This window comes from Sporosarcina beigongshangi, from assembly GCF_033485195.1.
Classification (GTDB): Bacteria; Bacillota; Bacilli; order Bacillales_A; family Planococcaceae; genus Sporosarcina; species Sporosarcina beigongshangi.
The window spans coordinates 1-21,323 of sequence record NZ_JAWLIR010000041.1; the positions used below are offsets into that span (position 1 = coordinate 1).

The 21,323-nt window shown below is 38.9% G+C and carries 16 protein-coding genes; 11 read left to right on the forward strand and 5 right to left on the reverse strand.

The features are described from left to right. Positions 1 to 67 precede the first annotated feature (67 nt). Positions 68 to 367: a hypothetical protein gene (locus tag R2B77_RS15305; protein WP_203248997.1), complete on the reverse strand. Its 300-nt coding sequence runs from the start codon at positions 365 to 367 to the stop codon at positions 68 to 70. Positions 368 to 603: 236 nt separating this feature from the next. Then, positions 604 to 2,343, reverse strand: coding sequence for an ABC transporter ATP-binding protein (locus tag R2B77_RS15310; RefSeq protein ID WP_232843524.1), 1,740 nt, complete (start codon positions 2,341 to 2,343; stop codon positions 604 to 606). A 124-nt stretch (positions 2,344 to 2,467) separates the two neighbouring features. Here R2B77_RS15310 and R2B77_RS15315 point away from each other — a divergent pair, with 124 nt between their 5' ends. The 3 genes from R2B77_RS15315 to R2B77_RS15325 all read left to right on the forward strand — a co-directional run bounded on the left by R2B77_RS15315 (position 2,468) and on the right by R2B77_RS15325 (position 7,452). Next, the gene (locus R2B77_RS15315) at positions 2,468 to 3,889 is read left to right on the forward strand and encodes an ABC transporter permease (protein ID WP_203248998.1); all 1,422 of its coding nucleotides are present in this window, start codon (positions 2,468 to 2,470) and stop codon (positions 3,887 to 3,889) included. Positions 3,890 to 3,902: 13 nt separating this feature from the next. Beyond that, entirely contained in the window at positions 3,903 to 5,399 is a 1,497-nt protein-coding gene (locus R2B77_RS15320; protein ID WP_203248999.1) for an ABC transporter permease, read from the forward strand. Between the two features lie 238 nt (positions 5,400 to 5,637). Further along, entirely contained in the window at positions 5,638 to 7,452 is a 1,815-nt protein-coding gene (locus tag R2B77_RS15325; RefSeq protein WP_203249000.1) for an ABC transporter substrate-binding protein, read from the forward strand. 793 nt (positions 7,453 to 8,245) lie between these two features. Here the strand turns inward: R2B77_RS15325 and R2B77_RS15330 are convergent. Continuing rightward, positions 8,246 to 9,154, reverse strand: coding sequence for a helix-turn-helix domain-containing protein (locus R2B77_RS15330; RefSeq protein WP_203249001.1), 909 nt, complete (start codon positions 9,152 to 9,154; stop codon positions 8,246 to 8,248). A gap of 151 nt (positions 9,155 to 9,305) precedes the next feature. Between R2B77_RS15330 and R2B77_RS15335 the strand changes: the two genes are divergently transcribed. Together R2B77_RS15335 and R2B77_RS15340 are read left to right on the forward strand one after the other, a co-directional pair. Next, on the forward strand, positions 9,306 to 11,429 hold the full coding sequence (locus R2B77_RS15335) for a glycoside hydrolase family 3 protein (protein WP_212391902.1): 2,124 nt from the start codon (positions 9,306 to 9,308) through the stop codon (positions 11,427 to 11,429). Positions 11,430 to 11,698: 269 nt separating this feature from the next. Then, positions 11,699 to 12,298 (forward strand): hypothetical protein, encoded by a 600-nt coding sequence (locus tag R2B77_RS15340; protein WP_203249002.1) that lies wholly within the window; start codon positions 11,699 to 11,701, stop codon positions 12,296 to 12,298. Positions 12,299 to 12,381: 83 nt separating this feature from the next. Here the strand turns inward: R2B77_RS15340 and R2B77_RS15345 are convergent, their stop codons facing one another. Both R2B77_RS15345 and R2B77_RS15350 read right to left on the reverse strand, forming a co-directional pair. Beyond that, the gene (locus tag R2B77_RS15345) at positions 12,382 to 13,314 is read right to left on the reverse strand and encodes a response regulator (protein WP_203249003.1); all 933 of its coding nucleotides are present in this window, start codon (positions 13,312 to 13,314) and stop codon (positions 12,382 to 12,384) included. A gap of 4 nt (positions 13,315 to 13,318) precedes the next feature. Further along, positions 13,319 to 14,548 (reverse strand): ATP-binding protein, encoded by a 1,230-nt coding sequence (locus R2B77_RS15350; protein WP_203249031.1) that lies wholly within the window; start codon positions 14,546 to 14,548, stop codon positions 13,319 to 13,321. Positions 14,549 to 14,822: 274 nt separating this feature from the next. Between R2B77_RS15350 and R2B77_RS15355 the strand changes: the two genes are divergently transcribed. The 6 genes from R2B77_RS15355 (at position 14,823) to R2B77_RS15380 (ending at position 21,316) form a co-directional block, all read left to right on the forward strand. Then, the gene (locus tag R2B77_RS15355; RefSeq protein ID WP_203249004.1) at positions 14,823 to 15,614 is read left to right on the forward strand and encodes a transporter substrate-binding domain-containing protein; all 792 of its coding nucleotides are present in this window, start codon (positions 14,823 to 14,825) and stop codon (positions 15,612 to 15,614) included. A gap of 144 nt (positions 15,615 to 15,758) precedes the next feature. Beyond that, the gene (locus tag R2B77_RS15360) at positions 15,759 to 16,403 is read left to right on the forward strand and encodes an amino acid ABC transporter permease (RefSeq protein WP_203249005.1); all 645 of its coding nucleotides are present in this window, start codon (positions 15,759 to 15,761) and stop codon (positions 16,401 to 16,403) included. Continuing rightward, entirely contained in the window at positions 16,400 to 17,128 is a 729-nt protein-coding gene (locus tag R2B77_RS15365) for an amino acid ABC transporter ATP-binding protein (protein WP_203249006.1), read from the forward strand. Before R2B77_RS15360 ends, R2B77_RS15365 begins: the two co-directional genes overlap by 4 nt. A gap of 283 nt (positions 17,129 to 17,411) precedes the next feature. Next, complete coding sequence (locus R2B77_RS15370) at positions 17,412 to 18,518, forward strand: sugar ABC transporter substrate-binding protein (RefSeq protein WP_203249007.1); 1,107 nt, start codon at positions 17,412 to 17,414, stop codon at positions 18,516 to 18,518. Positions 18,519 to 18,608: 90 nt separating this feature from the next. Then, positions 18,609 to 20,129, forward strand: a complete 1,521-nt coding sequence (locus R2B77_RS15375; RefSeq protein WP_203249008.1) for an ATP-binding cassette domain-containing protein — start codon at positions 18,609 to 18,611, stop codon at positions 20,127 to 20,129. Between the two features lie 11 nt (positions 20,130 to 20,140). Next, positions 20,141 to 21,316: a sugar ABC transporter permease gene (locus R2B77_RS15380; RefSeq protein WP_203249009.1), complete on the forward strand. Its 1,176-nt coding sequence runs from the start codon at positions 20,141 to 20,143 to the stop codon at positions 21,314 to 21,316. The last annotated feature ends 7 nt before the right edge of the window (positions 21,317 to 21,323 follow it).

The window sequence follows — 21,323 nt, forward strand, 5'->3', positions numbered from 1 at the left end:
CGTAGGTTTTTCAGTGGCCTCGTGTATCGGGATGCTCTTTTTGGTGGCGGTCACCATTTAAATCGGATTAGTCTCCGAGAGATTCTAATCCGAATCCAACGATGTCGCTAATGCGGAGATAGAAATTCAAGAAATTTTCTAACGCATCGCCAGTTGAGTTGCTTTCAACTTCAACGACTTCAACAGGATTATCAGTTGTTGGGATTAGCTCTACAAACTCACTTCTTACTCTTCGAATAGTCCCTTCAACATGAATACCGCCTTTCGTGAAGAAAACAACCCGATTATCAACAAATCCTTCCAGCTGTCTACGAAGCCAGTTTATTTCATCACGACTGGAACAAGAATCATCGTAGTAACTTGACATATAGTATCACCTCTTTTCCATTAACTTAATGTATGTCCTAAAAAGATTGTGGTAATGGACAAACGTCTGCTTGTCCTTTTTATAATAAAAAATTCGCGGATGGTATCAGTTAGCCAAACAAATATGATGTTAGTATCCATAGTCGCCTCTATACTTCATGCGCCATTTTAAAAAGCAATCCAACCTTTCAACGTAAAGGTCGGATTGCTTTTTTAGTTTCAAGTGCGTGTGTCAAATTATTTAATAGGAACAGCCACCCAGTGCCCCTTAGATACCTCTACAAACTCGGAGTTGTTCAGCTGGTAGCGGTCTTCTGTCGTTTGTTCCTCCATCAGTACTCGCTTTTTCTTCGATTCGATACGAGGATCTGGAATTGGAATGGCGGCAAGTAATGATTTTGTATACGGATGTTGCGGATTGTTGTATAACTCCTCACTTTCAGCAAGTTCAACAATTTTTCCAGCATACATAACTGCGACTCTGTCACTGATATGTTTGACCATCGACAAATCATGGGCAATGAAAAGATAGGTTAGTCCAAGACGATGTTGAAGGTCCTCTAGTAATTCTACGATTTGTGATTGAATCGATACATCGAGTGCTGATAAGGGCTCGTCACAGACGATGAAATCAGGTTCCACCGCTAATGCACGTGCGATGCCGATTCGTTGGCGCTGTCCGCCCGAAAACTCATGTGGGTATCGCATAGCATGTGACGGTTCTAATCCGACCATGACGAGCAATTCTTCGACTCTTTTTTTACGTTCTTCATTATTTTTACTTAAGCGATGAATATCAAGTGCCTGACCGATAATATCGAGCACTTTGAAGCGTGGGTTCAAGGATGAATAAGGATCTTGGAAAATCATTTGCATATGGCGCCGCATTGTTTTCATTTCATTTTTTGATAATCGATTGACAGCCATTCCTTGATAAAGTACGTCACCATCCGTTGGTTCATGAAGACGTAAAATCGCACGACCTGTTGTCGATTTTCCAGAACCAGATTCGCCAACAAGTCCCAGTGTTTCACCAGGTCGAATATGAAAACTGATGCTATCCACAGCCTTCGTCAAGTTTCCTTTTCCAGCGTCAAAATACTGCTTCAAGGATTTTACCTCAAGTAAAGGGCTAGCAGGATCTAAGCCGTCTTTAATACGGGGAGGTTTTTTGGCCTTTTTCCTTTCATCTAATCTTGGCAGTGCGTTTAATAGCTTTTTTGTATAAGCGTGCTGTGGATTTTCGAAAATTTCATTTGTTGTACCCGTTTCTACAATTTCTCCATCTTTCATAACAGCAACACGGTCGCACATCCCAGCAACAACACCAAGATCATGCGTAATTAAGATGATGGATGTACCGAAACGTTCTTGCATATCTTTCATTAAATTTAAAATTTGGGCTTGAATCGTTACATCTAACGCAGTTGTCGGTTCATCTGCAATCAGAAGAGAAGGGCGGCAGGCAAGTGCCATGGCAATCATGACACGCTGGCGCATACCTCCCGAAAATTCATGTGGGAATTGATTAAACCGCGCTTCGCTATTGTGAATACCAACTACTTTAAGTAAATCTAGTGCTTCCTTTTTAGCTTCTCGCTTTGAAAGATTTTGGTGCTTCATCAAGCTTTCAGCAATTTGTTTACCAATTTTAATCGTTGGGTTAAGAGATGTCATCGGATCCTGAAAAATCATGCTAATATCTCGTCCGCGAATGCTTTCCATCTCTTTTTCCGTTTTCTGCGTAAGGTTCTGGCCTTGGAATTCGATTATGCCTTCTTTCATATAGGAAGGGGGAGAAGGTAGGAGACGCATAATCGAACGGGCTGTTACACTTTTTCCGCTCCCTGACTCACCTACGATTCCTAGCGTTTCACCCTTTTTAACTTCGAAACTAACACCGCGTACTGCATTGAAATCATCCTCTTGAGATACAAAGGAGACATGCAAATCGGTAACTTTTAAAACAGTATCCAATGTAGACACCTTCCTGTTGACATATTTAGTAAGAAAAAATAATAGAATTGACAATATTGAGCTCTTTACATATAGTATAGTTTACAGGTAGGGATAATGCAATTTAGGGAGGAGGTTTTATTTAATGAAGCAAGTGGTGCCGGATATCCTTCAACAATCCCATAGGAAGATGCAAGGGAGATGGATGTATAAGTATCTGCTTTTACTAGCCGGTATTCCAATTCACTTGATCACTTATTTATTCTACTTATTTAAAAGAAAGGATCATACCTATTTTTCTTCTCTGGCAGAAGTGAAGAGCGAGATGATCGCGGCTGGTTACAAGGAAGAATTACTAGGTTTGTATAAAGAGCAATTGCTAAAGAAACAAGTTTTCTTTGGAGAAGAGGGAAATATAGAGAAAACAAATCAGCAAGCTATTCAGCTGGCTGAAGAACAATTTGAAAAGAAGGCAATTGAAAAGACGGATGAGCTTACTGGACAAAAAGGGATAGGCAAGCCAAGCTATTCCAGCTATTTTGAGTCGCTATTTGCTCGACCTTCCTTTTTACTTATTTCTTTTGTTCCCGGTATTTTCATGTATGCTCTCCTTTTTTTGCTCAGTAATCCGTTTATTAAATATATCGTAGAACGACTTGTACAAAGTATTTTCGTTATTGCGGGTGTTGCCGTTCTTGTATTTACAATTCTCTACATATCACCATTTGACCCAGCCTCTAATATTATTGGAGTTTCTGCAACAAAAGAACAAATTGCTTCATTTAATCGTTTGTACGGATTAGATTTACCTTATTTGCAGCAATTATGGAACGCTGTTAAGGGGATTGCAACATTCGATTTAGGTGCATCTTTTGCAGGCAATGAGGACGTAGCAGTAAGTATTGCAAATAAATTCCCAATCACTTTTACAATTGCGATGTATTCTGTGTTGATGGCTATACTAATTGCCATTCCAGTTGGCATCATTTCCGCGACAAAGCCGAACTCTTTTCTAGATTATACGTTTATGTTCATAGCGCTGATAGGCCTATCCATCCCTAATTTTTGGCAAGGACTAATCTTCATCCTGAACTTTTCGATAAAACACCAATGGCTACCCGCTACGTTCAGCCCCCAGAATGGGTTGTCGATGATTATGCCGATTGTTGTACTGGGAACAGGGCTGACGGCATCTGTAGCTAGGATGATGCGCTCTTCTTTATTGGAAATCATTCATGAAGATTACATCATTACTGCCAAAGCTAAAGGGTTAAACAAACACCAAGTATTGTGGAAACATGCGGTGGGAAATGCAATGATTCCAGTTGTTACAGTTATCGGTTTGTTATTTGGAGGCATGCTGGGCGGAGCGGCAGTCACGGAAAAAGTTTTTAATATTAAAGGAATTGGTAGCTATATCGTTGATAAGCAGTTCATTCCGGATATTCCAGCCATTATGGGTGGGGTCGTCTATATTGCGATTACCATTTCGCTGGTCAATTTGCTTATTGATATTTTGTATGCTTTCCTTGATCCGCGTATTCGCTCCAAGATGAAACAATCGTAAAGCAGGTGTGAAAATGAAAGCAACATCGACCAAAAGGCATGCTCTAAAATTGTCTGGGGAATATTCACAGTCAATTTTTACTTGGATTATTACCTTGGCCTTGACGGTAATTTTTCTTTTGAACAGTTTCGATTTTAAAACGGGCGATCTAAATAGGAATATGCTTATCCTTGCTAGTGCATATGCTTTGTTCACGCTGATTCAAGTGTTCATTACTTGGAGAGTGAAAAGGGATTTAATAAGATATGGTGACATTCAAAAGGTGACGAGGCGTCTAGGTTTCATTCAATTACTGAGCCTGTGCACCGCAAATATTTTTACTGTGGCATTTGCATTTAGTTTGTTAAACAAGAAAAAAACACCGGAGTATACATTTGCAGTCTATATGCTGTTAACGCAGATTTTTGCGATTGCGATATCTGCACTTAATGTATTCAAACCATATGTGTCGGATACATTTTTACCGGCAATGGGTGTTTTAATAGGAATGATGGCTTTTTATGTAGTTACATTAATACTAGTAATCAAATTTGTCGATGATACAAAGGCTTCGCCTGTGATGTCTGTGATTGCGATCGTAACTATAATCACTGCTTTATCGGGTAATCTTTTTGCACTGATTCTAGGCTATAGTTTGTTACTGAAGTCAAGAAGCCGTGATCAATCAAGAATTATAAAGTGGAATACGATGTGGTTGAAAATTACGCGTAACTCCACAGCGGTCATGGGCTTGTTTTTCATAATCTTATTGCTTACGATTTCAGTCATTAGTAAATTTACCTTTGATTATGATCTTGCAGTGGATAATGATTATGGAAATCTATTACAGAGTCCTAGCCTTGCTTATCCATTAGGAACTGATAATTTCGGTAGAGATTTATTTTCAAGAATCATATTCGGTGCAAGGATATCCTTACTTGTTGGATTTGCCTCCACCGCCATTCCAGTCATTATCGGAGGTTTTTTAGGAGCAATTGCTGGTTATTACAGCAATCGGACGGATAATATCATTATGCGGTTACTTGATATTTTATATGCCATTCCTGGAATCCTACTGGCTATTGCTATCATTGCTGCTTTTGGTGCCAATACAACAAATCTTATTATCGCACTCAGCGTTGGTTCCATTCCGACATATGCTAGAACGATGCGGGCAAATGTCTTAATGGTATCAAACTATGACTTTGTCGATTCAGCGCGTGCACTTGGTACATCGGATTTCTCCATCATCTTTAAACAAATTGTGCCGAATTCACTTGCACCGATGATTGTGAAGTCGACATTGACAATAGGGAGCGCAGTCATTGCGACCAGTAGTTTAAGTTATTTAGGGCTTGGCGTAGAGCCACATATTCCCGAGTGGGGGAATATACTGAAGATTGGTAGCACCTATCTGGAATCCCATTCCTATCTGGCTATTTTCCCAGGGCTTGCTATTATTGCTCTCGTGCTGTCATTCAACTTTTTAGGGGACGGCCTACGAGATGCATTAGATCCAAAGTTAGATTAAACGAACAGCTAGAATCAATCGCGCCTCGGCGTGATTGCGTCCAGATTTTGAATTGCGCTTGCGCAATTAACTCCCTTCAAAATCTGTGACATCCGCCGGAGGCTTAACTTGATTCAGCCGGGGTTTGGACACCACTGAATTTGAAGACATATCTAGCATTCATCCCACTACTTATAGAAGTGGGGGACTTCTGCTGAATTAAGTTGAACGAACACAATTATGAAGGAGGAAAAAGTATATGAAGAAAATTTTATTTCCAGTCTTACTGACATTGATATTGGTGTTGACTGGCTGCGTGCAAACAAAATCGGATGTTAGTGAAAAAGATGAACCGGCTAAAGGTGGCGTTAAGGACGATACGCAGGTTGTCATTGAAGTGCTTGGTATGAGCTCTAGTGAAGAGGACATGAATATCGTTCGAGATCAATTAACTAAAAATGGCTTTGACGTGAAATTGAATATCCAGCCTGACTATGGTAGCTTCAAAGCGCAACAAGATGCAGGGAATTATGATGTTGCTGTTTCTAGTTGGACGACAGTTACTGGAAATCCGGATTATGCAGTCCGTTCTTTATTCAAAACAGGCGGCGACTATAGTATTCTTGCCGATTCTAAAGTAGATGAACTGGTCGATAAAGCAAGTACAGAAACGCCAGATCAATTTGTAGAGACCTATAAGCAGTTAGAACAACAGCTTGTTGCAGAGAAAGCTTATATTGCACCACTTTATAATTCTTTCAAAGCGCAAGGGGTTAATAAAGATGTACTGAATGTAGATACAGTTCGACTCGCGAAATCACGTGCGGTTGCATGGGAAACAATTGACTTTAACGATACATCTAAAAGGGAAACAGAACCTTTAATTACACAACAAGCATTGGGTTCATTGACGTCACTTGACCCGGTTAAGGGAAATGATGGGTCCATTAATACGTTAAACACAAATATGTATGTTCGACTTGTCAATCTAACGGACGATGATGTTGTCGTTTCAGATGGTTCTTTATCTTATAATCATAGTATTGCTGAAGGTAATTCTGAGTATTACTTCATTCTTCGGGATGATATCAACTTTGCAGCAGTTGCAGATGGGAAAGCTGTAGATACAGGAGAGCGTGTAGGGGCAGATGATGTAATTTTCTCACTGAACCGTGCGAAAGACAAAGACTCCGTTCCTGATCACCGGACATATAGTTTACATGAGCATATTCAAGATGCGGAAGTTATAACTGATCTTGCTGCTCTAGACCAAATCCAACAGTCAGATGGTAGTGGGACAGTCAAAGAAGCGCTTGAAGAAGGTCTAGATGTAAAGATTTCAGAACTTGTTGGAGATAAAACACAGGCAAATAGTAAAGAAGGAAAATATCAAGTTATCAAAATGACAACAACTGAACCTTTCCCACAAGTATTGAATTACTTGGCGCATCAATCTGCGGGAATTGTTTCGAAAAAACAAGTTGAAAGTATTAATACGTATGATGTTGCAGCATTTGACGTGAATAAGGATATCCCATACGGTGATCAAAATACCGTTACGGAAGGTGCTAGCTATAACAATACATTGTATGCAAGCGGACCTTATATTTTGGTGAAAAAGAATGACTACGAAGCTGATTTCGTGAAAAATCCAGCGTATCGACCTGGAACTGATTTTGAACCACTCATTTCAAATGTCGTTGTGCGCTTCATCGCAGATGCAGATAGTTCATTATCTTCATTACGAAATGGTGAAATTCACTTATTCAATGGTGTGCCTGAAACAAAATATGACCTTGTTGAGAATGATGAAAAGCTGTTCTTGCAAAAAAATGAAAGCAATGCCGTTTCATACTTGCTTTTCAACACGGCCAATCGTGAAGTTGCAACAAGCGACGATTTAAGAAAAGCAGTGCTCTATTCAATTAATCAAGATGAATTCTTAAGCTACTACCAAGGGAATAAGAAAAAAGCATTTTCTACAGTAAGCCCACTTGTGAATACAGGTAATGAGCTTATCGCGGATGCTGCAAAAGCAAAAGAGTTTTTAGAAAAATACAAAGCAACTAAATAAATAAAAGTGAAAGAGCATCCCGTTTATGAGGATGCTCTTTCTTTGTAATGGCGGCATGCTTGAATGAGTGCTGTACTAGACGTGACCTATTCTTAATTTTTATCTCGTCTGCTTATTAACCATTTACTTGCAATTAAAACTAGGAAGCCAGAATCAGAAAACTTCCTGTTGACTTAGGCATTTCCGGTTTACTTTCGGCAATGGATGGACGATAAAATAACCGTAGGAATCATGTTTCCAGCGATGACTCCGTCATTACTGGAAACACAGTTATCGATTATCCTATTGTGCATCATTGCCTGTCGCAAACCTCCAATGCTCAAATGAAGAATATAGGTACTTGGAAAGAAAAGAATAGATGACATTGCTAAAGTGTGTAAGTTCCCGAAGATACAATTTCGGGAACTATTGCTTATTGAACAAAGTATTTACTTCTTCATGTTGCGAAACATTTTAGAAGTAAGTGATAGGATTTAAAATAAGAATAGGAAACAGGATGGAGATAGCCTCTGCCGCCAAAATTGAATCTTTGGCGGCCCTCTCTAGTTAAGAAGCCCTCTATTCCCTCGTCCCAAAAAGTATTAGCACTTCGTGTATCTACGTTTTTGGAGAGCGACGGATGAACGACCATCATACGATTACCGAAAATAATGTACAGGGATGCGGCGAAGTCGCATCCCTGTACATGAAAATAGCACGGTTATTGTATAGAAGTTGTTCCATCCAAAGCGAACCAAAAGCGATTGAACTTAGATTGCACATAATTTGATTAAGTTTGGTTAATCAACAGACATTAATTTTTATATTCCATTTGTAACTTTTTTGGTGAAAGATTGTATTCCTTCTTGAAGAGCCTATAGAAACTTGAATAATCTAGAAAACCGCATTTCAAGGCTACTTCCTCAATGGGAAGCTGATTTTGTTTAATCATCGTAACAGCAAAGGATAGACGCTTCAGTGATACATAACGGTAAAAGGGGAGGTTCATGTTCTTTTTAAAGTAATGAGAGAAATAGTATTTATTCAAATGAAAATGAGTAGATACTTTGTCTAAACTTAAATCCGGTTCGGTCAAATGTAATTCAATATATTCCAGTATTGATACGAATCGTTGGTCTAGTTTATTGTTGTTGCTAAGGTTGGGCATACTACTTGTTGGATCAAAAAGTATTTGAAGAGCCTGAAACAACTGATAATTTATGGTGAAAGGAAAGTTTTCTTCTTCATTTATAATTTTATGATTTATTTCATTGAGTAAAAAATGTACGTCTTGGAGTTTTTTTTCATGCAGATGCAATACGTGCGAGCTTTGTGTCTTTTGATTAACAATATTTTCTTTCATAGATGGTGAGCTGAATAGAAAGTCATCCATTAAATGCTCGCTCACGCTAACAATTATGCGTTCATAGCTATCCATATGCTTAACAGTAGCTTTGTGCACAGCGTAAGGAGGGATGACCACAACGTCTCCTCGCCGTAAGGAATATGTCTTCCCTTCACAAAAGAATTCACACTCGCCATTTAAAAAGACAAGAACCTCCAAAACATCATGCCTATGTAATTGGAATAAAGACTCCCATTGGGAAAAGTCCTCAGATGATTCGTTAAATTTTTTGAACCAACCTTGGGAATGATTTTTTTTACTAAAGTAATTTATTTCAAAGCCTTTATTGACGACTGGAATTAAATCAGATTGCTTCATTTGACACCATCTCCTATACAGCAACATTTACAATATTTTAAGCAATAAACGCTATATATTTTTAATTTTTTGCTGTTATTCTTATAGTATAAAAGAAAGCGTTATCAAATTCAATGCACATATAGCAAGACTATACTGAGGAGGCGTTAAAATGGGAATGCACCATAAACAACCCAATCTAGAGGTCAGAGTCAAGAAGATCATTGAAGTGGATGGACTAAAATTTAAAGACTTGAATAACAGTGGGAAGCTAGAACCTTATAAGGATTGGCGTTTGAGCCCGAAAGAGCGTGCAGAAAACTTAGTGTCATTGATGAACATCGACGAGAAGGTTGGGATGATGCTCATTAATTCACGTAAGATGGGACTTGCTCAGGAAGATAAGGAGAAGACCAGTCATGATGGTGTGTTGGATGAGGCGGTTGTAGAAAAAGGGGAAAATATGTTTGCTGCATCCAAAATTTATGGCTCAACACATACGATTGCCAAAAGAAACTTAAGACACTTCATTTTAAGAGATAACTTTAGTCCAGCTGAAATGGCGGAGTGGGTTAATAAAATGAATGAAGTTGCTGAGGGAACGCGTTTAGGTATTCCAGTTATCATAGCGTCTAATTCAAGAAATGAAAATGCTGAACCTATTTTTGGAATGAATGATGCGGGTGGTATTTTTTCTACATGGCCTGGAACTTTAGGGCTTGCAGCGGCAGCACAAGGAGATATTAAAGACGGTGGAGACGCATCGTTGATTAGCGAATTTGCTAAAATTGCTCATGCAGAATGGAATGCTACGGGGATTAGAAAAGGCTATATGTATATGGCGGATACCGTTACAGATCCAAGATGGCAACGGACATACGGTACGTTTGGAGAAGATTCAGAATTTATTTCTGACGCGATTGGTCGCCTTGTCGTAGGATTCCAAGGTGAAGAGTTAGGAAAAGATAGTATTGCGATGACAACGAAGCATTTCCCGGGTGGTGGAGCTAGGGAAAATGGATTTGATCCCCATTATATAGAAGGAAAGTGGAACCTGTATCCTACTCCTGGCAGCTTAGAAAAGTACCATTTGCCGCCGTTTAGAGCAGCGATAAAATATGGTACATCGTCAATCATGCCGTATTATTCAATCCCAAGTATTAAGAAAAGTGTCGTCCAAGAGTTCGAAGGTGAAGACATTCCGTTCGAAGAGGTAGGCTTCACATTTAATCATTATTTCATTAACCATATTTTAAGAGAAAAACTCGGATTTAAAGGTTATGTAAATAGTGACAGCGGTATCGTTAATAAGATGAGCTGGGGTGTTGAAGAGTTAAGTGAGGCTGAACGTTTTGCTAAAGCGGTCAATGCTGGAACAGATATTGTTGCGGATACAGGAGATATTGAAAATCTAAAATTAGCTGTTAGCAAAGGCTGGATTAGTGAAAAGCGGATTAATGAAGCGAATGTCCGACTCCTTACGGAAATGTTCACGCTAGGTCTTTTCGATGATCGTACGTATAATTCACCAGAATCGGCGACAGCTGTCATTAGTAACAAAGCGAATTGGGATGCAGCTTATGAGGGCCATAAAAAATCTGTTACTGTCCTTAAAAATCAACAGCAGACATTGCCTTTAACAGCTGAAAAGCTGACGAATAAAAAGGTTTATGTGGAAGTATTGCATAAGGACACGACACGAGCAACTGCTTACACTGAAAAGGCAAGAAAAGAATGTTTAGAGCTTGGGCAATTTACGTTGACGGATAACTATGAAGAAGCTGACGTCGCGATACTATTCTTACATCCAAAATCCGGATCCTATTTTGATGCAACACTAGGATTATTAGAACTTGATATTTGCGAGGATAAAGTAGTATCAGGGTTGGATGGTTCGTTGTATCAAGAAACAACATTATCTGGCATGACTCATCTACAAGAGGTGGCAGACAACATTCATAGCCGTGGTGGGAAAGTGGTAATAAGTGTGAATGTGACATTGCCATGGTTACTAGGAAATGTTGAACCATTGGCGGACGCATTAATCGTTGGATATGATACTTTCTATAATGCACAGTTTGAAGTGATCGCAGGAAATAGTAAACCTGTAGGAGTTTTACCATTAACGTTGCCAGCAAGCGATCAAGTCATTGCTGTTTATCAGAATGGTGAGTGTGTATCGAGAAATGATGTACCGGGCTATGACAAGGACAAGTATATGCCTGAAGGTCTCAGCTATGCCTATAAGGATAGCGATGGCAATGTCTATAAACTTGGCCATGGATTGCGTTATTAATAGTTGAAAAAAGAAGCCATTCGACAGTTCAATTAACCGCGAAAAGGCTTCTTTTTTCGTGGATTCATTTAAGCTATACATGAATTATTTGGCCCGCCGGCCTTGACAATTTAAATGAATAAACTAATGGATGTATTCATCTCGTTATGGATAATAAAGGAATATAATTCACTTTCTTAACTAACGGGATGAAGTAGTTGGAAAATGAACCTTTTCTTATGTCTACTACGTATAAGAAGTAGATCCAAAAAAATAAAGGGGGGAATGTAATGTATCAAAAATCACTAAGGAATACTATTTCAATCATTGGAAATAAGAACATTAAATTGAAAACCGGAGTCTCTCTATTTATTGTTCTTATTTGTCTTTTAGCAACCGGATGCTCCCAAGCCGAACCACAAGATAAAAATAAAGAGCTCATTCAAAACTTCCTAGAGTATGAACTGAATGCTCCTAATGAAGAAGCAATACGTGCAATTAACGCTCTAGATAAGTGGGTGGAAGAACAGAAGGAGGGTGGACAATATCCATTAGATGGCGAGTATAACGTGCATTTAAAGGATACCTATGGACCTTATTTCACAGATAGCGGCTACGATAGATTCGTTATGACGGGTCAAGGGCTACTATTTCACGAACCAGCCTACAAATACAACTATCAAACAACCGTAACTAAAATTGAAGTAGAGCAAAATAAAGTTACTCCAACGAATTATAACTTTACGGCTTATGTCGATTATGTGAAAAAAGGAAATGAGAAAATGAATGTAGAAATCACGGGTATAGCTATTATGCGTGAAGAAGGGATAGAGAAACTAACGTACCGTGGTGACAAGGAGATGTTGAGAACACTAACGAGAGGTGATTAAGCTACAAAACATATATAGGGATGCGGCGAAGTCGCATCCCTATACAAAAAACGCATTGAATTTGGTGACTGTAACGATAAAGTTCATGTACTCCCTTTTAAGCGCTTTGCCTCAAAAAATAATACTTGAATGAATTTCTTTGTGTTGACCCGAGTGGGTGGGTGGGAAGCGTTTGACTCGTCCTCTAATTCTCTCATTTTTTGTCGAACGACAGTGAAATCGAAAAAACTAGATGCGTAATTTTCGAATTTAGGATTTCCGTAATCTGTTAGTCCTAAAGACGCGAAATGATTGAGTGAGCTGGTAATCACTCTGCGAAGTCGTTGTTCGGAAGCTTTGATTTCTCTATTGATTTCTACTTGTGTAGCTGATGGTCCTAGTTTTTTCTTTGAAATTTCAAGGGTTAGATCCTTTAAAGAAGGAAAATCTTGTTCAACGGTTTTATTGCGCCTTAAGGCGAATAAGTAATGTAGAATATCAATTAAATCTCTTGAGCCATTATCGCCCAAAATGCCTAGCTCTGTTAATAGGAATTCACCAATTTTTGTTATACTTTCTTCAGGCAACTGGGTAGTCGTCTTCGGTGCAGGATCTTTTATATGCAAAAGATTGCCGATGGATGCCTTGATGTCGTGTATTGAATTTTCCAATTGGATACGTTCGATTACCTTTTGAATAACGGTAACCATTTCAATCCGGTTGATGGGCTTAATAATGTAATAATCGACGCCAAGCGAATAGGCTTCACCGATTAACTCTTTCGTTTCTACTTGGGAGATCATAATGAATTTGCCTTTAAAATTATTTAGCAAATGCCGAATGGTTTCAATGCCATCTCGATGGGGCATGAGCAAGTCAATAAAGAGAATATCCACCTTCTGCATATTCAAATAAGAACTTTCCAGCTGATCGCCGTCCGCTGCCTCTCCAACAATTTCACCTAAGTTTTCATCCTCGATAATTTGAGTTAATATCGATCGAATGGCAATATCATCATCCACTATAAAGAAGCGCATTACATCACCCTTTCTGTGTCAACTGATTCATCGGAATTTTTATAGAGAAAGTAACACCGTTTGTTTCATTGTTAAAAAGGATTTTCCCACCAAGATTCGTAACGGCTTCCTCCACGTAAGATAAGCCAATTCCGGTAGATGGATTTCCTAAATCATCGTACCGAGATGTAAAACCTGGTTGGAATATAGCATGTGCATATTTTTCTGGTATAGTAGAATCGCTATTAAAAACGTGAAATTCGGCTACTCCAGCCGATTCCCTAAATAGTAAATGAATCTTCCCACTGTCTGAAATTGCTTCTATCGCATTTGCTACTAAGTTGTTAAGTAGCGATAGCACGGTGTAAACATGATAATCGGGGTGGTTACCTTCAATTGAATAAGTAATTTTAATATTTTTGTTGAGAAGAAGTATATATTTTTCATTGATACGAACAACGAGTTGAATGAGCTCCATCACATCGATATAATCTTTAAAGCTTTCTTTAGAAATCAACTTTGAAAGGCCGGCAAAAATCCGCTGGTTATCCTTTTTTATTTCATGAATTTCACCTGCAATTCGCAGGGCTCTCAGGCTAGCCTCTTTATTATCAACTAGTAAATCACGATATAAAATATAAGATTCCACTGTAACGGTCTCGGCATTTTTTAATGTCTTCTTTAAATAGACAGCCTCTTCATGTAAATTTGAAATAAGCAGTAGCATATGCTCATTTTTTTCTCGTATTTGTTTTTCCCGGGAGTCTGCCTCATATAGCTTCAGCATATTAAAAAAACTAATGACAATAAAACTATGCGCAAAAGCGGCTAAATTCATTTCGTTGAAGTCGGAAGGTGTAATCGTTGTTTGTAAAATCAAATATTGTGCAAGCAGTTCTGCACTATCCGATAATAATTCAACGACATAGCCTATGAGCCCAATCATTAAAGATGATTTGCGAAATCGCTTGATGTTAATGAATTGGAACAAACAAGCATAGGTGAAGTAAAAGAAAAAGGTTGGACAATGTTGTTGAAAAGAATAGATTACATCTGTTTCATTCAAAAAGACGAAGTCCAGGCCCACACGGAAGAGTATTAAAGCCGATGCAGTCAAGAAACCTGGAAGGGCTGGAGGAACTTTTTTTAGTAATAGTAAAAGAAAGAAGATTGCGGGGGCTCCAAAACTTACCCGAAATGTGTCATTTAAAGGATAAAATTTCACTTCGCCAGCGAGAGGAACGATTATAATCATCATTGCAATAATATAAATATCCTTCTTTAGTAATAAACTAAACCGCAAGATGTTCCCTCTTCCCTTACTTTCGCTTTTTATTTGTTTGAAAATTAGTATACAGTTCCTAGAGCATTTAAACAATGTTCCTTTTTAAATATTTAGGTTATTCCGCTTACTTTTGTAGGTTTACGTCTGATTCTGTAGTTATGAATATACAATGAGAACGAGTTATGAAAGCGCTTAATAACTTGGAATGGTAGCAATGTTTACAATAGAAAAAGGGGGAATTTGTATGAAGAGGTTTGGAATATATACAATGTTCGTAGCGATCTTGTTATTGGTCGCAGCATGTGGGGCTGAAAAAGGGGACAGTTCGACAGAGGGGACAGATAAAAGCTCGGGGGACAGTAATAAAACCTATGTTGTTGGGATAGATACAACGTACCCACCATTTGAATTTGAGGTAGATGGCGAGTATACAGGAATCGATATTGATCTGATTACCGCAATTGCAAAAAATCAAGGGATTGAAATTGAATTTGATGCAATGGACTTTGGGGGAATCATTCCTGCGATGCAAGCGGATCAGCTAGATATTGCAATTGCTGGAATGAGTATTACTGACGAGCGCAAAAAAGTAGTAGATTTCTCAGATCCTTATTTTGATGCGGGTCTTACTTTAGTTGTTGATGCAAAAACAACAGATATTGAATCTATTGAAGATTTAAAAGGTAAAACAATTGCTGCAAAGAATGGAACGACTGGGGCGAAATTTGCAGGAGAACATGAAGCTGAATATGGTTATACACTTGTACTGTTCGATGATAGTCCTGCAATGTTCCAGGAGGTTTCAAACGGAAATGCTGCTGCATTAATTGAAGACTATCCTGTCATTTCTTATGCCATCTCTCAAAACAATCTTGATTTACAAATTATCGGGGATCGTTTAAATGGAGATCAGTACGGAATCGCTGTCCTTAAAGGAAAGAATAGTGACGTATTGCAAAAGATTAATGATGGTCTACAAGATCTTCGTGATAGCGGAGAATATGACAAGATTCTTTCAAAATATCTTGCTGAGTAAGTTGCTTGCCTGGTGAAGTGAATAATTTTGATATTTGACAGCGGAGGCGCCCTTAGGGGTAGCCTCCGTAAAGCACCAAGCGACCTAAATAGTAGCTTGATAGGTGTTTGATTGGAAATTTGGCATTCTCGAGGGAGTGAGTAAATGGATACGATTATTGCAGCTTTACCTTTTTTAGTCCAGGGGCTAAAAGTTACGTTGTACATCTTTTTCTTTTCAATTATTTTCGGTTTTTTAATCGGTTTAGTTGTTGCTCTAATACGTCTTACGCCATTTAGAATTTTTAACTGGATAGCGAAGGCTTTTGTTGATATCATTCGGGGAACACCGTTTATTGTTCAATTATTCTTCATTTACTTCGGGATGAATTCACTAGAATTTATTTCGTTAGATCGAACAGTGGCCGGAATTTTAACCGTTTCGCTAAATGCTGGAGCCTATTTCTCGGAGATTATTCGTACGGGAATTCAATCAATCGATAAAGGGCAGACAGAAGCATCGAGATCACTTGGTCTTTCGCAAGCGTATACGATGCGTGCCGTTATTTTGCCACAAGCTTTTAGAAGAATGCTACCGACAATTACGAATCAAACGATTATTAGCTTTAAAGATACTTCTCTCCTTTCTATCATCGGGATTGCTGATATTGTGCAAAGAGGTAAAGTTCAAGCGAGTGCTACTTTTCAACACTTTGAGATTTGGTTAACTGTTGGAGTTATCTACTTTATTGTTATTTACCTGTTATCGTTACTCTCCAGCTTTGTTGAAAGGAGGTTTGAACTAAGATGACATTAATTCAAGTGAAAAATTTAAAGAAGTCCTTTGGGGAACTTGAAGTACTGAAAGATATTAATGTGGAAATCAAAGAACGTGAAGTCGTTTGTGTCATTGGACCCTCTGGTTCTGGAAAAAGTACATTTCTTCGCTGTTTAAACCGTTTGGAGGATATATCAGGTGGCCATGTTGTCATTGATGGCCAAGATATTACGGATACAAAGCTCGATATTAATAAAATTAGAGAAAATGTTGGGATGGTGTTCCAGCAATTTAATCTGTTCCCGCATATGACCGCTTTACAAAATGTTATGCTTGCGCCAATGAAGCTTCGTAAAAGTGACAAGGGCGAAATTGAGAAGAAAGCACTGGAGCTACTTCGAAAAGTAGGTCTGTCTGATAAAGCACATGTATACCCTGGAGAACTATCAGGAGGGCAAAAGCAACGCGTCGCAATTGCGAGGTCGTTAGCGATGGATCCAAGTATTATGCTGTTTGATGAGCCAACTTCAGCTCTTGATCCTGAAGTGGTTGGAGATGTACTTGGGGTTATGAAACAGCTTGCACTAGAAGGAATGACAATGGTTGTCGTCACACATGAAATGGGGTTTGCACGCGAAGTAGGGGACCGTGTTATTTTCATGGATGGCGGCTATATCGTAGAGGAAAATGTTCCGGAGGAATTATTCGGCAATCCTCAAGAAGTGCGAACTCAATCATTTTTAAGCAAAGTGCTGTAATAATTTCAAAACGAAAGCAATTAATTAATCAAATCATATACTTATTCACGATGTGCGTGCCTGAAGATACTATTACAGGCACGCTATTTATTTTGTCATGGTTATTGGTTAATTAACAAACAGGTACTTTTTTATACGCTCACGAATATGGTTAAACGAAGAGCTGTATTAAAAAAGTACAGTAAATGTTAAAAGAATACCATTGATAGCGCTTTCTTCTGGAATATTCAGAGTCTATGATGAAGTTGTAGTTATTTTTTAACAAAGGGAGAGGGATAAACAAATGGTCAAAAAGTTCAAGGGGTTCATGTTGTTAGCGATTTTGATGGTGTTCGCGGTAGTAGCTGCTGCATGTAACAATGGCGGTAGTAGCTCAATTGACGTGGGAATTGTATTGCCAACAAAGGATGAGCCGCGCTGGGTACAAGATGAGCAACGCTTCAAGGATGCGTTAGCAGATTCTGATTATTCAACAGAAATTCTATTTAGCCAAGGATCTTCAGCGAAAGAGAAAGAAAATGTAGAGGCATTACTAAATAAAGGTATCAAAGTATTAATCATCACTCCTCATGATGGCGCAGCAGCTGCATCTGCAGTAGAAGCAGCGAAAAAAGAGGGCGTAACAGTAATTGCTTATGACCGTTTAATTACAGATACAGATGCAGTGGATTATTATGTAACATTTGATAGCTTAGCAGTTGGTGCTGCACAGGCACAGTATTTAGTAGATAATGCACAGGGTTCTGACGTTCCACTTTACTTGTATGCAGGAGCAGCTTCAGATAACAATGCATTTTTATTCTTCGAAGGGGCATGGCAAGTGCTTCAACCGAAAATTGCAGATGGCACTTTTAAAATTGCCAACTCAAGTGAAGCAGAAGCATTAAAAGGTTCAGCGGATCTTTCACGCGATCAACTAGGAAAAATTATTGGTCAAATTACAACGAACTGGGATGCAAACGAAGCAAAAAACAAAGCACAAACACACTTAACAGCAGCAAGTGACGACCAAAAAGGTGATGTTTCAGTGCTAGCGCCAAATGATGGAACAGCTCGTTCTATCGCAGACGTATTTGCCTCTGATAGTGCAATTACAAACTTCTTTGTAACAGGGCAAGATGCGGAGAAAGCATCAATCCAATACATCATTGATGAAAAACAATCAATGACAGTGTTCAAGGACGTTCGTACATTAGTAAAAGATGCAATGGGGATGGCAGTTGAAGTCCTAGACGGTAATACTCCAGAAACAACTGGTTCTTATGATAATGGTTCAATTGAAGTGAAAGCGAAACAAACAGACGTTATCGTAGTAGATAAAAACAACGTGAAAGCTGAGCTAGTCGATTCTAAATACTACGAAGCAAGCGATTTCACAGGTTTAGAGTAAAAGTACTACATTGGAAAAGGAAAAATAGTGATAGCATCTTCTATCACTATTTCTCCATTTCTATTTTGTTTGGGTTAGGGAGGCGATGGAATGAGCGAATATATTTTAGAGATGAATGATATATCGAAAGAGTTCCCGGGAGTCAAAGCCCTATCGAACGTGAATTTCAAAGTGAAAAAAGGAGAGATTCATTGTTTGGTCGGCGAGAACGGTGCAGGGAAGTCGACATTGATGAAGGTGTTGAGCGGTGTCTATCCACATGGGACATACGATGGGGATATCGTATTTGAAGACCAAATTCAACAGTTCCGTGAGATTAACGACAGTGTGAAAACGGGTATTGGCATCATTTATCAAGAGCTGGCACTTTTTCCGGATTTGACTGTCTATGAGAATATATTTGCAGGCAATGAAGTGAAGAAAGGTCCTTTCGTTGATTGGAACCAAACAATCGTCCAAGCCACGCAGTTACTGAAAAAAGTAAAGCTAGAAGTGACACCGGAAACATTGATCAAGGAATTAGGTGTAGGAAAACAACAACTCGTTGAAATTGCCAAGGCATTAAGTAAAGATGTTAATCTACTTATTTTGGATGAGCCGACAGCGGCACTGAATGAGGATGATAGTGAAAACCTATTAGAACTCTTGAAGGAACTGAAGAGCCAGGGGATTAGCTGTATCATGATTTCACATAAGCTGAAGGAAGTCATTCATATAGCGGATAAAGTAACTGTTTTACGCGATGGAAAGACGATTTGCACGCTGGATGCTAGTAAAGGCGAAGTGTCGGAAAACGTCATCATTAAAAACATGGTGGGACGTGAAATTGAAGACATTTATCCAAAACACCCAGACAAGATCATCGGGGAAACTGTCCTTGAATTGTCGAATTGGTCTGCTTATGATGTGCAACTAGGGAGAAACGTTGTAAAAGATGTCAACCTTCAAGTGAAAAAAGGCGAGATTATTGGAATTGCTGGACTTATGGGATCTGGCCGTACAGAACTTGCGTTGAGTATCTTTGGAAACCCGAAAAACTATAAGTTACAAGGGGATTTGGAGATTCAAGGGGCGCCAGCAGTGTTGAAGCATACAAGTGATGCCATTAAGGCTGGTATTGCCTATGTAACAGAGGATCGAAAAGGTGACGGACTGTTTTTATTACAGGACATTAAAAGCAATGTATCCGCAGCACACCTAAAGGGAATCTCGAAGAAGGGGATTCTTAATTTAAACGAAGAAGTGAAGGTTGGTTCAGAATACAAAGACTCGTTATACATTAAAGCAAGCTCACTAGAGCAAGAGGTTGGCAATTTGAGTGGCGGAAACCAGCAAAAAGTATCGCTTGGTAAATGGTTGTTTACTGGACCTAAGATCTTGATTTTGGATGAACCAACACGTGGAATTGATGTTGGAGCAAAGTTTGAAATCTATACGATTATGAATCAGTTAATTGACGAAGGTATGAGTATTATTATGATTTCTTCTGAGCTTGGTGAAGTACTAGGGATGAGCGATCGTATTTACGTGATGGCAAACGGTGCTATTAAAGGAGAATTGAACATGAAGGATGCGACACAAGAAACAATTATGGAACTTGCGACGCAATAAGGGGGATAACGATGGAATTTTTAAAAGAAGGGAAAGCGCTCCTCAAGGCCAATATTCGGGATTATGGGATGTATATTGCGTTAGCTTTTATTTTGTTAACGTTTACGATTATGACAGACGGTCTATTTATGTCTTCTCGAAATATTAGTAACTTGCTGGATTCAGCTGGATATATTGCAGTTTTGGCAGTTGGGATGACACTCGTTATTGTCATTCGCCACATAGATTTATCGGTTGGTTTTTTAGCAGGATTTTTAGGTGCAATTACAGCTATTTTCTTGATGCAATGGGGTCTGTCGGTATGGATTACGATTCCGTTGATTTTAATTTTAGGTACTGTAATTGGTCTACTAAACGGTGCATTGGTTGCGAAGATTGGGATTCCATCATTCGTCGCTACGCTAGCGGGAATGCTGATTTTCCGTGGTGCACTCCTTCAAGTTACGGAGAAAACAGGAACGATTATTGTGAGAGACGAACAATTTAACGCGATAGGCAATGGATTTATTCCATCAATTATGCAAATCAATGGCTTGCATCTACTAACGTTAATAGTAGGGGTTGTCGGAATTCTTTTCTTTGTTTACAATGAAATTGCCAATCGACGCAACAAATTGACATATGGTTTTGATGTGATGTCTAGGCAATTATTTAGTGTAAAGCTCATCTTGATATCGGCAGTTATTGCGTATATCACTTGGATTTTGGCTGGATATAATGGATTTTCCTGGACGGTTATGATTATCATAGCAGTTGTCATTGTGTACCATTTCTTAACAACTAAAACGGTACTCGGTCGTCATATTTATGCGGTTGGAAGCAACCCAGAGGCGGCGCATTTAAGTGGGATAAATGTTCAAAAGATTACATACATCGTGTTTGGATCGATGGGAATGCTTGCAGCGTTATCTGGCATTCTATTTACATCACGCCTTCAATCGGCGACGACTACAGCAGGAACACTTTTTGAACTCGATGCAATTGCGGCAGCGTATGTCGGTGGGGTTTCTTCCGCGGGTGGTGTCGGTAAAGTAACAGGTGCGATTATAGGAGCTATCGTAATGGCTTCGTTATCAAGTGGGATGAACTTGTTAGGTGTAGGAATATCTTATCAGTATATGATTCGCGGTGGGGTTTTAGCCGGGGCTGTTATCTTTGATGTGATGACACGTAAGCAAAGAGCCTAAGAGAATA